At 62.0% G+C, this 16,000-nt stretch carries 12 protein-coding genes; 6 read left to right on the top strand and 6 right to left on the bottom strand.

Features of this window, described 5'->3' with window-relative positions:
• Nucleotides 1-27: 27 nt before the first annotated feature.
• The 3 genes from VGE08_RS19585 to VGE08_RS19575 form a co-directional block, all read right to left on the bottom strand.
• Nucleotides 28-1,065 (bottom strand): IS630 family transposase, encoded by a 1,038-nt coding sequence (locus VGE08_RS19585; protein ID WP_331069601.1) that lies wholly within the window; start codon nt 1,063-1,065, stop codon nt 28-30.
• 51 nt (nt 1,066-1,116) lie between these two features.
• Nucleotides 1,117-1,674 carry a DUF4126 domain-containing protein gene (locus VGE08_RS19580; protein ID WP_331069600.1) on the bottom strand — a complete coding sequence of 186 codons (558 nt, stop codon included), beginning with the start codon at nt 1,672-1,674 and terminating at the stop codon, nt 1,117-1,119.
• Between the two features lie 92 nt (nt 1,675-1,766).
• Entirely contained in the window at nt 1,767-3,584 is a 1,818-nt protein-coding gene (locus VGE08_RS19575) for a glycosyl hydrolase family 18 protein (protein WP_331069599.1), read from the bottom strand.
• Between the two features lie 667 nt (nt 3,585-4,251).
• On the opposite strand from VGE08_RS19575, the gene VGE08_RS19570 reads away from it, so the two are divergent.
• On the top strand, nt 4,252-5,988 hold the full coding sequence (locus tag VGE08_RS19570; protein WP_331069598.1) for a CocE/NonD family hydrolase: 1,737 nt from the start codon (nt 4,252-4,254) through the stop codon (nt 5,986-5,988).
• A gap of 9 nt (nt 5,989-5,997) precedes the next feature.
• Here VGE08_RS19570 and VGE08_RS19565 read toward each other — a convergent pair whose 3' ends face one another.
• Both VGE08_RS19565 and VGE08_RS19560 read right to left on the bottom strand, forming a co-directional pair.
• Nucleotides 5,998-7,314: a cytochrome P450 gene (locus VGE08_RS19565; protein ID WP_331069597.1), complete on the bottom strand. Its 1,317-nt coding sequence runs from the start codon at nt 7,312-7,314 to the stop codon at nt 5,998-6,000.
• Between the two features lie 22 nt (nt 7,315-7,336).
• Complete coding sequence (locus tag VGE08_RS19560) at nt 7,337-7,666, bottom strand: 2Fe-2S iron-sulfur cluster-binding protein (protein WP_331069596.1); 330 nt, start codon at nt 7,664-7,666, stop codon at nt 7,337-7,339.
• 91 nt (nt 7,667-7,757) lie between these two features.
• Here VGE08_RS19560 and VGE08_RS19555 point away from each other — a divergent pair, with 91 nt between their 5' ends.
• Nucleotides 7,758-9,308: a S10 family peptidase gene (locus VGE08_RS19555; protein ID WP_331069595.1), complete on the top strand. Its 1,551-nt coding sequence runs from the start codon at nt 7,758-7,760 to the stop codon at nt 9,306-9,308.
• A gap of 3 nt (nt 9,309-9,311) precedes the next feature.
• Here VGE08_RS19555 and VGE08_RS19550 read toward each other — a convergent pair whose 3' ends face one another.
• Nucleotides 9,312-10,241, bottom strand: a complete 930-nt coding sequence (locus VGE08_RS19550; protein WP_331069594.1) for a M14 family metallocarboxypeptidase — start codon at nt 10,239-10,241, stop codon at nt 9,312-9,314.
• Between the two features lie 178 nt (nt 10,242-10,419).
• On the opposite strand from VGE08_RS19550, the gene VGE08_RS19545 reads away from it, so the two are divergent.
• From VGE08_RS19545 to VGE08_RS19530, 4 genes are all read left to right on the top strand, one after another.
• A complete protein-coding gene (locus VGE08_RS19545; RefSeq protein WP_331069593.1) occupies nt 10,420-12,210 on the top strand; it encodes a sulfurtransferase in 1,791 nt (596 codons plus the stop codon).
• Between the two features lie 182 nt (nt 12,211-12,392).
• The gene (locus VGE08_RS19540; protein WP_331069592.1) at nt 12,393-12,881 is read left to right on the top strand and encodes a VOC family protein; all 489 of its coding nucleotides are present in this window, start codon (nt 12,393-12,395) and stop codon (nt 12,879-12,881) included.
• A gap of 76 nt (nt 12,882-12,957) precedes the next feature.
• Nucleotides 12,958-13,290, top strand: a complete 333-nt coding sequence (locus VGE08_RS19535; RefSeq protein WP_331069591.1) for a YnfA family protein — start codon at nt 12,958-12,960, stop codon at nt 13,288-13,290.
• A 238-nt stretch (nt 13,291-13,528) separates the two neighbouring features.
• Nucleotides 13,529-15,934, top strand: a complete 2,406-nt coding sequence (locus VGE08_RS19530; protein ID WP_331069590.1) for a TonB-dependent receptor — start codon at nt 13,529-13,531, stop codon at nt 15,932-15,934.
• Nucleotides 15,935-16,000: the final 66 nt, after the last annotated feature.

Here is a 16,000-nt window from a genome sequence, read left to right as displayed (position 1 = left end):
TATTAACCCGGCGTAATTGAAGTGGACTCACGCGGCGTAGCGAATGTTCTTATTCTTGAAGTATGCCCGCACGCGGGTTGGCGACTTCTGGATCCGGCGCGAGTGACTGAGCATCGTGCGTTTCAGATCCTTCACATCTTTCGGCGGGCGACCGCGCTGGATCTCGCCCTTGAGATCGCCGTTGAAGTACTCCGTCGGGTTCAGTTCCGGCGAGTACGGCGGCAAATAGAAGACTTCGATGCGATGGGCATTCTCCTCCAGCCACTCACGCACCCGCTTGGCCTTGTGTACATTTAGATTGTCGAGGATCAGGAACACCTTGCGCTGCGCGTCCTTGATCAACCGCCGCATGAACTCGATCAGGCGTTGTGGGGACAGACCGCCCGGATAGATCATGAAGCGCACCTTGCCCTGATTCGTCACCGCCGCGATCATCGACAGACTCCTGCGCCGCGCCGGGATCTTCACGATCGGCGTCTGGCCGGGCGGCGCGTAGCCGCGATGCCGGCTCTCGTCCGAGCGCACACCGGTCTCATCGCCCCAGCAGATCTCGGCATTTTGCCGCTTCGCGCGTGCTCGGATCTTCGGGTACTCGATGCTCAACCAGTCCTTCACTGCTGCATCGTCGCGTTCATAAGCACGCCGCGCCGCCTTCTGGGGGGTGTAGCCCCAGCGCGCCACGTACTCACCGACGCCGCGGATCGACAGGCGGATATCAAATTCCTTACGGATCAATTCGCGGATCGCGGCACGTGTCCACAGCGCAAACGGCAGCGACAACTGGTCCGGATACTTCCCGCAAATCAACGTTTGTGCGCGCCGCTCTTCTTTCGCCGACAGCGCCCGCAGGCTCCCCTGCGGGCGACCGCCCCGAGACATGCCCTCCAGCAGCGACGGCGCGCTCGTCATGCGTTTGAGCATCGTCGATACGTAGGTGCGGGTGTAGCCGGTGATCTGGGCGATCTCCAGGTGAGTCTTACCCTGCGCGTGCAGCAACTGCATCTGACGACGCAGTTCCAGACGAACGTCGGTACTCGCGCGTCGGCGATCAGGCTTCTTCAGCATCCGTGCAGTGTCGTACGACTAAAGACAAATGTCCACTAGTTATACGCCGGGTTAATAACGTCGCAACTTGCGAAACACGTAGATCGCTAGAACGATTGCCGCTACGACGCAGACGACCGGCGCCAGGATCGCCAGCACTGAAACTGTCGCAGCACCCGCGGTTTCCGCGGTGCTGACGACAGGGTTGCCCAAGCCGCCGGTCAGAGCCGTACTCTTTGCTCGAATCAATGCAGCTGTAGTTTTGGTAATGCCCGCGGCGCCGCCGCCGGCGATGATCGCGATCGGCCATCGGACCTCGGCGGGCAGATCCACCATGACTGAAGCGCTCGCCAGTACGCCCGCGACGATCGCCAGCGGTCCCGCGAGCACATCCAGAAGGTGATCGACGCCTGGGATGTAGAAGGCCAACGTCTCGATCACTGCGGCAGTGCCGAGTGCGAGCAATGCGGGCGTGCTCTCGAGCCAGGCGAAGGAATCCAACAGCGGTATGTAGTCGGCGCGGGCAGCCAAGCCTGCCACCAGCAGCGGCACGAAGACCCGGAATCCGGTCGCCGCGGCGAGACCCAGGCCGAGGGCGATGCTGAACAGCATGTCGAATGAGAGGTTCACGCGAACCAAGTCTCATCCCGGGCCGGTTGCTTTGGCAAGGCGGCGCCGGTGACGAGGGTCGCCGACGCCGCCTGTTTCGAACTATCGCCCGATCACTCGCGGACCTTGGCGGTCTCCTTCACCAAGGTGGCGGAGGCGTCGTCGCCATCCAAAGACCAGGAGAACAAGCCTCCCAGGCCCAGGGTGTTGACGTAGGCCGCCTTGGTCGCGATCACCACCGGATCGTCGAAGCTCCAGAACTCCGTGCCGTCATAGGTCCACAGCTGCTTCGTCACTGGATGATAGAACTTCGGCGCGTTACGCGGCGCGAGCACCTTGTAGTCTTCGATGCCCTGTTCGTAAGTACCGAACGCCGGACCTGACGCGGGCTGATACAGGCCATTGGTGCCGCCGTTCGGCACGCCCCGCCAGCCGCGGCCGTAGAACGGAATGCCGATGACTAGCTTGTGCGCAGGCACGCCAGCTGCGAGCAGCTTGTTCACTGCCGTTTCGGTTGCATAGGTTTTCACTACGCCGGTGGCCGGGTTGTTCGGGTCCATGCGCAGGTTCGACTGGAAGTTCGTCGGCCCCTGCGGTTCGAATCCGCCGTGGTAGTCGTATGTCATCAAGTTGATCCAGTCGAGCGACTGCGAGTATTGCGCCGGCTCGGTGTTGTCGATCTTGTCGGAGCCTGCGCCGGCAGCGATGGTGAGATAGTACTGCCGTCCCGTCTGCGACGAGAGCTCGTTCAGCTGACGACGGAACTCCGCCAGCAGCAGCGTGAAGTTGCGCCGGTCTTCGGGGCTGACCGAGTTGTACGGTTGACCGCCGCCGCCCGGATATTCCCAATCGATGTCGATGCCGTCGAACACGCCGGCTGCCGCGCCCGGACCGCCGGCGCCATCACCCACGGGCAGGTTGCCTTTCAGATAGATGTCGATGCACGAAGCCGCCATGGCCTGGCGCGCTGCTGCCGTCGTCGAGAAGCGGCTGAAATTCTTCGACCACGTCCAGCCACCCAGCGAGATGAACACCTTGATCTGCGAATGACGCGCCTTGAGCTTCTTCAGCTGATTGAAGTTGCCCTTCAACGGCTGATCCCACATATCGCCGACGCCGTCCACTGAAGTGGCTGCGTCATAGGACTTCTGGTAGTCCGCATAAGCATCGCCGCCGTCACCGTTGCCGCTCTCGGGCCGGTTGACGAGGCCGCAGCGGCCGTTGTCGTAAACGTTGCCGAACGCGTAATTGATGAACGTCAATTTCGCGGCCGCGCCGCTCTGGTCGATATTCTTCACATGGTAGTTGCGACCATAGATGCCCCACTGAGTGAAGTAGGCACCGACCTGCTTGTCGCCGCCACCGCCATCGTCGCCACCATTCGTCACGGTGATGGTGACGGTGTTGTTGCCAGTGGCGCCTTGGTTGTCCGTCACCGTGAGACGGAACGTCAGCGCCGTGTTCGCATTGACTTGCGGTGCCGTGAAGCTCGCGCTCGCCGTGTTTGCTCCGCTCAACGTCACTGCGGGACCAGCGGTCTGCGTCCACGCATAGGCGGTGATCGTTCCGTCAGAATCGGAGCCAGAGCCTTGCAGAGTTACCGCAGTTCCCTCGGCGACAGAGCGATCCGCTCCGGCATTCGCCGTTGGCGGTTGGTTCGCGCCGCCGCCGCTGCACTCATGCAGCCTGCGCCACACGTCCCATTCACCGGATTGCGAGGGGATTTCGTTCTGCGTCCACCATTTCGCCTCGTACGCAACGTTCTGGTACTTGACGCGATTGCCGTTCACGTAGACCGCGGTGCTGTTCCATTCTGGATAGGGGCAGGGTTGTGCCTGTGCATGGCTGACCGATGAATACATCAGCCAGAAGAGTGCCGCCACGATGCCCACGACGATGTCGCGTGGGACACGTGCAATTGATGCTGTCACTGCGAGTTCCTCCGTAAAAAGAATTGCTGATCTGGCGGATCGGAAGGGCAGTCCCGGCAGGGGGCGTGCAATGACCGGCGGTCTGACGCCGCCTGGGTTGTCGGTGTGACTCGACTGCACGCGGAATGAGACAGGATGTGAGGAGAGCGGGGCTGGCTTGCGAACGAACTTGTCCATGTCGATCCCTCCAGCACCGCATTGGCGTTGCCCATCCCGGTTCCTCGCGGGCGAGGCCATCGCCGGCGCACTTGGTTAGTATCACGTTAGGACCAATATAGTACCAATAAGCACGGATTGCCAAGGCTGCGCTTTGACATTTCGCAAGCTTAGGCGCTCTCCTGAAATTGCAGGGCCCTGTGCATACCGGTTGGTCTGTTAGTGCCGGTAGTGGTATTTAAATGGTATTACCCTGAATCGTCAGCCAATGGTCGTACCGACGACATCGCATGAGACATGGGGCGGCAACCTGCAGCCGCTGGCGCTCATGTTTCTTCTGCGAACGCGCCAGCTTCCAAACATCTGCAACCAAGGAAGAGAGGTTCGCATGCGCGATTCAATCCTCGATGCGGCCGACGAGGTTGGAAGGATGGTTATACTCACCTGCCGATGAGCATTCATTGCAGGGAGACCTCGCGTGAGTTTGAAGCCGAGCCTCGCAGTCCTTGTCATGCTCTGTGTCACCGCGAGTGTCGTTCGAGCGGATCAGCCCGCGTCTCCCAAGACCGGGCCGGCCAAGTTCCAATGGGGCGTGCAGATTCCACTTCGGGATAGCGTTAAGCTGAGTGCCACGGTGTATACACCGCGTGAGCAGAAGGAACCCGCGCCGTGCATTTTCACGCTGACGCCTTACATGGCGCAGAGCTATCACGATCGTGGCATGTATTTCGCCGCGCACGGATATCCGTTCCTGACGGTGGACGTTCGCGGTCGAGGCGACTCCGAGGGCGAGTTCCGGCCGTTGATCCAGGAGGCACGCGACGGCTATGACGTCGTCGAGTGGCTCGCGCAGCAGCCTTACTGCAACGGCAAAGTCACGATGTGGGGCGGCTCGTATGCTGGCTATGACCAGTGGGTCACGGCCAAGGAGTTTCCGCCGCACCTGGCGACCATCGTCCCGGTGGCGTCGCCGTATGTGGGCGTCGACTTCCCGATGCGCGCGAATATCTCGTATCCCTATGCCATGCGCTGGCTCACGTTCACCAGCGGCAATGCCTCGCAGGAGCGCATTTTCGGCGACGAGACGTTCTGGCGCGACGCGAATCGACGCTGGTTCGAGTCGGGCTCGCCCTTCAAGGAATTCGACACGCTGGTCGGCAATCCTTCCAAGACCTTCCAGGAGTGGGTCGCGCATCCCCAGGTCGATGACTACTGGGATTCGTACAACCCCACCGCCGAGCAGTACGCCAAGCTCTCGCTGCCCATCCTGTCGATTACGGGCAGCTACGACGGCGACCAACTGGGCGCGCTCGAACACTATCGTCAGCACATGAAGCACGGTACCGAGGCGGCGAAGGCGCAGCACTACCTCGTGATCGGTCCGTGGAACCACGCCGGCACACGCACGCCAGAGGCGGAATTCGGCGGCCTGAAGTTCGGGCCGGCGAGCCTGGTCGATCTGCCGAAGCTGCACCTGGAGTGGTACGCGTGGACCATGCAAGGTGGCCCCAAGCCCGAGTTTCTGCAGAAGCGCGTTGCGTATTACGTGATGGATACGGACAGCTGGCGCTACGCGGACACACTCGAGGCCATCACGGCGCAATCGCGTGCCTATTTTCTGGATTCCAACGGCAGCGCGAACGATGTGCTGGCGTCCGGATCGCTGGCCGAAACACAACCCAAGGGCAAGCCGGATCAATATGTCTACGACCCGCGCGACGTGAGCATCGCCGCGATCGAGGACGCGGACATGGAAGCCTTCACCGACCAGCGCGCGGTGTATGCCTCGCGAGGCAAGCACCTGGTCTATCACACCGCGCCGTTCGAGCGTGACACGGAGATCAGCGGCTTTTTCAAGCTGTCGGCCTGGCTCGCCATCGATCAGCCGGACACCGATTTCGACGTGTCCGTGTACGAGATCCGGCGCGACGGCAGCTCCATCTTTCTATCCAACGATCAGAAGCGGGCCCGCTATCGCGAAAGTGTGCGCGAGGCGAAGCTGATCAAGACTCGCGAGCCGCTCGAGTATGACTTCGACGGCTTCTCGTTCACGTCACGCATGGTCCGCAAGGGCAGCCGGCTGCGCCTGGTCATCGGGCCGCTCAATTCGATCAACATCCAGAAGAACTTCAACAGCGGCGGCGATATCTCGTCGGAAACGCTGCGTGACGCGCGGCCGGTGACTGTGAAGTTGTTCCACGACCGCGCGCATCCGACCACTCTGTTCGTGCCGATTGGTCAGCCTTGAGAGCGATGATCAGGCTGCTCTTCGCTGCGGGATTCTGACAGGCAGGGATCGATAGCCGCGCACGAAGGTGGAGTAGACGCGCTCGGGCTCGCCGACCACTTCGATCACGGGGAAGCGCTTTAGGATCTCTTCCCAGATGATCTGCAGCTGCAATTCGGCCAGACGATTGCCGACGCAGCGATGGATGCCGTAACCGAACGAGATGTGCTGGCGTGGCCGGGCGCGATCGATGATGTATTCGTTGGGACGCTCGATGACCGTGTCGTCGCGATTCCCGGAGAGATACCACATCACGACCTTGTCGCCCTTGCGAATCCGCTTGCCTGCAAATTCGACGTCCTCGACCGCCGTGCGCCGCATGTGAGCGAGCGGCGTTTGCCAACGGATGGTTTCGGAAACCATGCTGGGAATCAGCTCCGGATGCTCCCGCAACTTCTGGTACTGCTCGGGATTCTGGTTCAAGGCGAGCACGCTGCCGCTGATGCTATTGCGCGTGGTGTCGTTGCCGCCAACGATGAGCAACACCACGTTGCCCTGAAACTCATGCGGCGGCATGTTCCGCGTTTCCGCGCCATGAGCGAGCATTGAAATCAGATCATTGCCCGGCGGCCCGGCGGCGCGCTCGTACCACAGCGTCTGAAAAGTGCTGAAACATTCACTCATCTCTTCGACCCATTGCTCCGCTCGATCGATCACGCCAGCCCCCGGTACGGCGGTTGCCACATCGGACCATCGTGTCAGCCGGCGCCGCTGCTCCTGTGGGAAGTCCATCAGGGTTGCCAGCGTCATCGCGGTCAGCTCGACGGAGACCTTGTCCACCCAATCGAACTCGACGCCGACGGGCAACTCGTCGAGGATCGCAGCGGCGCGGCTGCGGATCAGCGGCTCGAGATTGCGCAGATTGGCCGGTGCAACGATCGGCTGTACCGCGCGCCGCTGCACATCGTGACGGGGCGGGTCCATGGCAATGAACATCGGCAGGGCGCCGCGGGCCAGGGTGTTGATGGTGATGCCGCCCAGCGCAGCGTCCGACGAAAACTGCTGGTGATTCATGTCCACCGCCATGATGTCGTTGTAGCGCGTGATCGACCAATAGCCGCCGAACGTCGGACTCTCGATGAAGTGAACCGGATCTTCGCGCCGCAGGCGTTCGAAATAGGGATGCACCGTATCGGCGTGGAACAGCTTCGGATTGGCGACGTCGATCTCGGCCAGCGGCTGCGAGTAAGCGTGAGCACGCGCTGCTTCGAGCGTCGCGGGCGCTTCTGGAAACACGTCGAGGCTGTAGTTGACCGGAGGGCCTTGAGAAGCGAGCGTGTCGTTCATGACGTGACTCGTTGAGTGTGACTCAGTGTTGAGATTCCGGCAGGAGCACGACGATGCCGTCGAGCTCGCGGCGCATCCGGATTTGACAGGCGAGACGCGAATCGTCGCCGGCGCCATCGGCGAACTGCAGCATCTCGCGTTCGGTGGCGGAGGCGGGCCCCACCGCAGCAAGCCAGTCGGGATGAACATGGATGTGACAGGTGCCGCACGCGGCACAGCCGCCGCAATCGCCATCGATGCCCGCAACTGCATTCGAGACGGCACCGATCATCAGCGACTCACCCTCGGCGAGCTCTATGGTGTGGCGCGTGCCATCGTGCGCGATATAAGTAACTTGGCCTTTCGATTCCATGCCAGCGGATTCCATGCACTGAACGAACAGCGGGACGATCGCATATATACTTGCGGCCCCACACTGAATACATCAGAAACCTGGAGACCGCATGAGGATAAATTACGGCATGGCGGCCGCGTTCGCTGCACTATTTTTGCTCGGCGCGCCTGTATCCCGTGGTGCCGACGCCCCGCCGCCCGCGCAGCAGGACAAGGACGACAAGCAGCAGAAGCCGGTCCCCGAGCCCAAGCTGTGGACCACGCGCAACCAGATCCGCATCGGCGGCAAAGCCATCGACTATCAGGCGAGCACCGGCACACTGCTCATGAAAAACGAGCAGGATGAGCCGATCGCTTTGTTCGGCTTCACCGCATACGTCCGCCAGGGTCAGGATCAGCGGACGCGGCCCATCGTGTTTGCATACAACGGCGGCCCGGGCTCCGCCTCCGCCTGGCTGCACATGGGCATTCTCGGGCCGCGTCGCGCGGTGATCGAGGATCTCGCCAGCAACACGCGCGGTCCCTTCAAGCTCGTGGACAACGAGTACAGCTTCCTGGATCGCGCCGACCTGGTGCTGATCGATCCCGTCGGCACCGGGTTCTCGCGACCGGTGGGCAAGGCCGAAGGCAAGCAGTTCTGGGGCGTGGACAACGATATCAAGTCGGTGTCCGACTTCATCGTGCGCTATCTGGGCGACTACAAGCGCTGGGGCAGCCCGAAATTCATTCTCGGCGAAAGCTACGGCGGCATTCGCACCGGCGGCGTGAGTTACGACTTGTTGACTCGCCACAATGTGGCGCTGAACGGCATCATCCTGGTGTCGCCTTATCTCGATTTCGTCACTGGGACGGCCGGATTGAACAGCGATGCGGGCGATGCGAACTTTTTCTCCACGTATGCCGCGACCGCCTGGTATCACAAAGTCCTCAATCCGCAGCCTCCCGAGTTGCTGCCATTCCTGCGCGAAGTGGAACAGTGGATCGATACTGTCTATCACCCCGTACTGTACAAGGGGGCACGCGCCACTCCAGAAGAGCGGCAAGCAGCGCTCGATGGCCTGGCGCGCTATACAGGGGTCAGCGCCGCCTATTGGGACGCCGCCAACCTGCGCATGAGCGAAAATCAATTCTTGCAGGAGCTGATGCGCGCCCAGGGCAAGACGGTGGGCCGGATCGATTCGCGGTTCGCTGCCGGCATGCCGAACCGAATCGCCGAGACTACCGCGTTCGATCCGTATGCCAGTGCCGTCGCTCCCGCCATCGTCGCGGCCTTCAACGACTACGCTCGCAGCGAGCTCGGCGTGGTCACGGAACAGAAGTACGTGCTATCGGGCGGGCTGTATAAAGACTGGGATGCGAGCCATGTGCAGCCGGATTCCAACGGCTGGAAGGTGCCGTATGCGAACGTGCTGCCGGACATCTCCTATGCGATGACCATGAATCCGAAGATGAAAGTGCTGGTGCAGACGGGGTATTTCGATCTGGCATGTCCGTATGGCACGGTCAAATCGGCGCTCGATCATCTGAACATCACGCCCGAGCTGCGGCGTAACGTGCAGCTCGAGTTCTATGAAGCCGGGCACATGATGTACGTGCACCCGGCCTCGATGGGCAAGTTCAGCGAGGACATCAAGACCTTCCTCGATCAGAGCTCGAACTGAAGGCTAATTGTTGGCGTTCGCCAGCACGAAATCGATCGCAGCACACACCGCCACGACCTGAGCCTCGTTGCATTGCTCGGGCGTGGCGCGTGGACTGTCGGGATAGACCTCGGTCGTGGTCGTGTAGCGCGCTCCGGTGATCCCTGCGCACAAGCCGAGTTGTTGCACGGGGTACTGGATCACGCCGGGCGCCACGACGTTGGCTTGGAGGATCTGGCCGTTCGCATCCGCCGGCGCGATGTGCGTAACCTTTCTGACGGCTTCGATGATGGCTCGTTGGAACGCCGGTTGCGGGTTCGCGCTGTCGTCGACGAGGTAGAAGCCATCCGGAATGAGGCCGGGCTCGAAGGGCTTGCCGTCGCGGGCGGCCAGGGCAGGGCGAAACTCGGTTTCGTCCGTATCCGTCGTCTCGTGCAGGTCGATGTGCATGAGGATGCGGTCACGCAGCGGCGCGATCAAACGGATCAGCGCCGCCGACTCTTCGGCAGCACTGTTCTCGCGGAACGAGCGATTGGGATCGATGGCATTCGCATTCCATCGATGGATGCGCTCGTACGCCCATGGGCTCACGCAAGGCGCCACGAGCAAGTTGACCCGCCCCGCATAGTCCGCGGCGCGGCGGTCGACGAATTGCAGAGCACCGTGCACGCCACTGGTTTCATAGCCGTGCACGCCCCCCGTCACCAGCACTATCGGCAACCGATCGCGCCAATCGCGATTTCGCACCGCGAATAGTCGATAGTGGTCTGGGGGATAGTGGAGCTGACCATACTCCGCGACGCCGAAACGCTCCGATAGTCGTTCGAGCGTGCGCACGACATCGTCGTGATAACTGCGGTGTCTGACCTGCCGCGACAGCCACTGGGCACGCTCTGCATCGCCCCAGGGGACGCCCGGTGTGCCGATGGGGTACTGAGCGGTTGTCGCGGTCATGCTTCGAGCAACTCCTGACACGGGGAGGCGCTACTTTAGCTCAAATTCGGCAAAAATCGCCCCAGCAGCGGCATCGAAGGGCGTGATGTACGGCTCGGGGGCGCTTGCATGGAAGCGGCCGGCTCGTCCCGTACCGCGGTTTACGATGGCAGGGGCGCTCTATAAGATGCGCGGCCTCATGAGCCCCATCCTGAACATCGCTGCCTACAAATTCCTGCCACTCGACGATCTGAAGACGCGCCGCGAGCGGCTGCAAGGGCTGTGCAAGGAGGCCGAGCTCAAGGGCAGCATTCTGCTCAGCCAGGAAGGCATCAACCTGTTCGTGGCGGGCCAGGAGCCGCAGATCGACCGGCTGCTTTCCGAGTTGCGCGGCTGGCCGGGATTGGCCGACCTGCAACCGAAACTCAGCTACACCGAGCATCAACCGTTTCGGCGCATGCTGGTGCGGATCAAGAAAGAGATCATTGCCTTCGGCGTGCCCGGGATCGATCCGAGTCGCCGCACCTCGCCGAAGCTACCTGCCGCGCAGTTGAAGCAGTGGCTGGATGAAGGCCGTCCGGTCACTCTGCTGGACACACGTAACGACTACGAGATCAAGCTCGGCACATTCAAGAACGCACTGCCTATCGGCGTGAACCATTTTCGTGACTTCCCCGCGGCGGTGGCGAAGTTGCCCGAGGAGTTGAAAGAGCAGACGGTGGTGATGTTCTGCACCGGCGGCATCCGCTGCGAGAAGGCGGGGCCGTACATGGAGCAGGTGGGTTTCAAGAACATCCTGCAGCTCGACGGCGGCATCCTGAAATATTTCGAGGAAGTCGGCGGCGAACATTACCAAGGCGAATGTTTCGTGTTCGATCAGCGCGTCGGGCTCGATCCCAGGTTGGGCGAGACCGGCTCGGCACAGTGCTTTCAATGCCAGTCGCCGTTGACCGAGGCGGAGCAGCAGCACCCGCATTACGTGCCCGGCAAATCGTGTCCCTATTGTTATCAGACGCCGGCCGAGCAGATGGCCGCCAGCATCGCCCGGCGGCACGAGGTTATTCAAGGTCTGACGACACCGCTGCCCGGCAGCCAGCCGTACGATCATTTCAAGCCGGTGAATGTGCCGGCCGACTGCGACGGAGCAACCGTCGTCGAGGCGTTCTGCCGCGTGGTCCGGTACATTCCAGCCGAAGTCTGGGAACAGAAGTGCGCAGACGGTTTGATTCTTACTGCGGACCGTGAACCCGTCAGCGCAGCGCATCGCGTGAAGGCGGGCGAGAGATATTTGCACCGCATGCCCGCTGTCATCGAGCCGGCGGTGAACATGGACGTCCGCATTCTCTACGAGGATGAAGCGATCGTCGTGGTGAACAAGCCCGCACCTTTGCCGATCCACTCGGGCGGGCGTTTCTATCGCAATACGCTGCAATGGTTGCTGTACGACGTCTACTCGCCGCAGAAGTTGCGTCCGGCACATCGGCTCGACGCCAATACTACCGGCGTGCAAGTATTCACGCGCACGCAGCACTTTGCGGGTCGCGTGCAGGATCAGTTCGCGCAGATGCAAGTGGAGAAGGTGTACCTCGTCCGCGTCAACGGCCATCCGCAGGCTGACGAGTTCACCTGCGATGCGCCGATCAGCAACGAGCCGGGCAAGCTCGGTTCACGCAGCGTCGATCCGATCGCCGGTCTGCCGGCCCTTACGGATTTTCGCGTCCTGCGCCGCTCGAGTGATGGCACGTCGCTGCTCGAAGCACGGCCTCGCACCGGGCGCACCAACCAGATTCGCATTCATCTGGCGCATCTTGGCTGGCCCGTGTGCGGCGATCCCGCCTACGTGTCCGGCAATGAACTAGGTGACGTGCAAACTCTAAGCGTCGATGCGCCGCCGCTATGCCTGCATGCGTTCGAGCTGACGTTCCGGCATCCAGTCAGTCATCAGCCTGTCACGTTCACCGCACCACCGCCGGCGTGGGCGTCATACTGAGCGACTTGAAGCGGCAGCAGTGAAACTGCGTGCGAGCACGGCCTTCGTACACAGCGATCCCGTGCTACTAGCGAGGTACGAGCTGGTCTATCGGCCTCTTTGAGCTGCAGCACACCGGTTGTCGGATTCCGGGCGGCTGGTTCGTCCTAGCCTCGACGGTGCACCAACGCTGGGAGACAGACATGGCCAGGAACATCATCTGCATCTGGTACGACAATGGCGCCGAGGAAGCCGCCAATTTCTACGCACGGACCTTTCCGGACAGCGCCGTGCAGGCCGTCCACCGGGCTCCCGGCGACTTTCCCGGCGGCCAGGAAGGGCAGGTGCTCACGGTCGAATTCACGGTGGTGGGCGTGCCGTGCCTGGGGCTGAATGGCGGCCCCGTGTTCAAGCAAACCGAAGCGTTTTCGTTTCAGATCCTCACCGAAGACCAGGCCGAGACCGATCGCTATTGGAATGCCATCGTCGGTAACGGCGGCACGGAGAGCGCCTGCGGGTGGTGCAAGGATAAGTGGGGCGTGTCATGGCAGATCACTCCACGCATCTTGGTGGAAGCAATCACTGATCGCGATCGCGGGGCCGCGAAGCGGGCGTTCAATGCGATGATGGGAATGGGGAAGATCGATATCGCCACGATCGAAGCTGCGTGGCGGGGAGCATCGCGGGGTTGAAAGTCGATGCCCTCCAGCGGCCGGGCTCGTGGGCCCGGCTGCGGCACCGGCGATGGAATCGGCTATCCTGGCGCCGATGCTGCTCCTCAAAACGCTAGGCTTGTTCGTGCTCACCGCCCTCGCGGAGATCGTCGGCTGCTATCTTCCGTATCTCTGGTTGAAGCGCGACGGTTCACCCTGGCTCCTCATTCCCGCCGCTGTCAGCCTGGCGATGTTCGCATGGCTGCTGACGCTGCATCCTACTGCTGCGGGCAGGGTGTATGCGGCTTACGGCGGGGTTTACGTTGCCGTTGCAATGGTGTGGCTCTGGCTCATCGATGGCCAGCGACCGACGACTTGGGATCTCGTCGGCGCCGGCGTGGCGGTCGCGGGCATGACCATCATCATGCTCGCGCCCAGGGCGAGCTAGCTCCGGCTGTTGCTCGGACAGAAAGATGAGGTATCCTGGCATCAGCTGATTCGATTGCGAAATAACGCAGCGGCGGCGCTCAGGCTTCAGTCCTCATCTTCTACCTGCGATCTTGGGCCGCCAACCCATTTGTCACCGGCGTTCGACTGATCGCTCACGTCTCCCCTCGTAGCATTTCCGGCACGCGATGCCCGTGCAATCACGCGCGGCGCGCCTGTCAAAAAAAGAGGGAGATCGAATGTATTCGTTGCGCGGTTGGGTCGGCGGTGCAGCCACGGTGGTGGCATTCGCTGCCGGAGTGTCGACGCCGGATTGGGCGCGAGCCGAAGCGGCCGCCCCGGGGGCGGAAGGCTCGAGTGGCAACATCGAGAACATCACGGTGACCGCGCGTCGACGTGAAGAGCAGATGCAGGACGTGCCGCTGGCGATCTCGGTCGTGAACGCCGCGCATCTCGAGCAGACGGGCACGTTCAATGTCGGCAAGCTCAGTCAGCTGCAGCCGTCCATTCAGTTCTATTCCAGTAACCCGCGCAACTCGGCGGCCAACATTCGCGGCCTCGGTGCGCCATTCGGCTTGACCAATGACGGCATCGAACAGGGCGTCGGTATCTACATCGACCAGGTGTACTACGCGCGCAGCGCGACGGCGACGTTCGATTTCCTCGACGTCGAGCAGATCGAAGTTCTGCGCGGCCCGCAGGGCACGCTGTACGGCAAGAACACCACGGCCGGCGCGATCAACGTGACCTCGCGCAAGCCGAGCTTCACACCGGAGGCGGATGCCGAAATCAGTTACGGCAACTATGGCTTCACGCAGGGCAAAGGCTCGGTGTCCGGTCCGATCACCGACCGGCTGGCATTCCGCCTCGGCACTTCCTATACGCACCGCGACGGCACCCTCTATAACGTCGCCAACGGCCGGCATGTGAACGAGCAGGACAACCTCGGCTTCAAAGGCCAACTGCTCTGGAAGGCCAGTGACACGCTCAGTGTCACGTTCTCGGGAGACTATACGCACTCCGATCCGCTCGGCTTCGGCCAGCTGTACGTGCGCGAAGGGACGACCCAGCGGGCGCTCAATCGACAGTTCGCCGCCCTCGCAGCGGCATCTGGCTATCAGGTGCCGAGCACCGATCCGTTCCGTCGCATCACCGACCTCGATGCCGACATGAGCGCCGAGCAGTACTTCGGCGGCACTTCCGTGCTGGTGGAATGGGATGTGGGACCGGGCCGGCTCACCTCCGTGTCGGCCTATCGCAAGTGGGACTGGTATCCGAAGAACGATCGCGACTATATCGGTCTGCCCATCACCACCATTTCGGAGAATCCCTCGAAGCAGCGCCAATATTCTCAGGAAGTGCGCTATGCGGTGAGCGCAGAGAAGATCGATTACGTGGTCGGCGTCTACGGCTTCTATCAGACCGTCGATACTTCGGGCGCGCAGGAGCAGGGTTCGCTGGCAAGCCGCTGGCTGCTGAGCGGCGCGAATGCCAACGATCCTGCCATCCTTGACGGCTTGCGCTCGGAGAACGAAATCGGCCTGAAGAACACCAGCGCCGCAGTGTTCGGCCAGCTCACCTGGCACGTCACTGACGACCTTCGGCTGCAACCCGGCTTGCGTGTGAACTACGACAAGAAGGACGGCAAGTACATCGCCACCGTGACGAATGCGACCAACACGCCGCTCACGGCGGCGCAACGTGGTGTGCTCGCGCCGCAGACTTACGAGCCGGAGTTCAGCGACACGAACGTGTCCGGCGACTTCACGGTCTCCTATGACTTTGCCGACAACCTGCTCGGTTATGTGACTTATGCGCGCAGCTTCAAATCGGGCGGCATCAATCTCTCCGGCCTGCCGTTGGACAGTAATGGCCTGCCGATCACGGCCGTGGCAACCGTCGCTCCGGAAAAGGTCAATCACTACGAGCTCGGCCTGAAATCGCAGTGGCTCGGTGGCCTGGTCACGGCCAATCTGGCCGGCTTCTGGACCGAGATCGATGACTATCAGGCCACGGTGAACAACAGCCAGGCCAACGTCATCCGCGGTTATCTTGCCAACGTCAACCAGATTCGCGTGCGCGGCATCGAGTTGGACCTGTCGGCACGGCCGGTCAGCGGACTGACGGTCTACGCCAATGGCGCGTACAACGATCACGAGTACACGAGCTTCCCGAATGCGCCGTGCCCGCCGGAGCTGGCCGGTGGCTCGGCGGCTTCACCAACCAATCCGCCCAGCGCGCCCGGTACGCCCGGTGGTGTGAGTCCGCCGTCCTGCGATATCTCCGGCCAGTGGCTGCCGGGCATCTCGAAGATCTCGGCATCGTACGGCTTCCAGTATGAGCTGCCGCTGGCCGCGCTGGGTGGCAACGGCGCCGCGTACTTCGGATTCGATGGACTGTATCGCTCCAAGTTCTCGTCGAATCCGTCGCGCTCCATCTACACGGATGTCGATGGCTACGCGATCGCGAACTTCCGTGCCGGCGTTCGCCTGGGCAATGGTTGGGATGTCTACGGCTGGGTTCGCAATGCGTTCGACGAGGAATACTTCGACTTCCTCTCGACGCAATCCGGCAACACCGGCCTGGTGATCGGGCAGCCGGGCGATCCTCGCACGTATGGACTGACGCTGCGCGCGTCGTTCTGATCGAGACAGCTCGCTAGTATCGAGAGCGACGAGGGCCGCCATCGGGCGGCCCTCGTCATTTGGGAT

Source organism: Steroidobacter sp. (assembly GCF_036406195.1).
In the GTDB taxonomy this organism is placed as follows: Bacteria; Pseudomonadota; Gammaproteobacteria; order Steroidobacterales; family Steroidobacteraceae; genus Steroidobacter.
The sequence above is the reverse complement of the archived record's forward strand: the minus strand, read 5'-3'. Positions and strand labels throughout refer to the sequence as shown.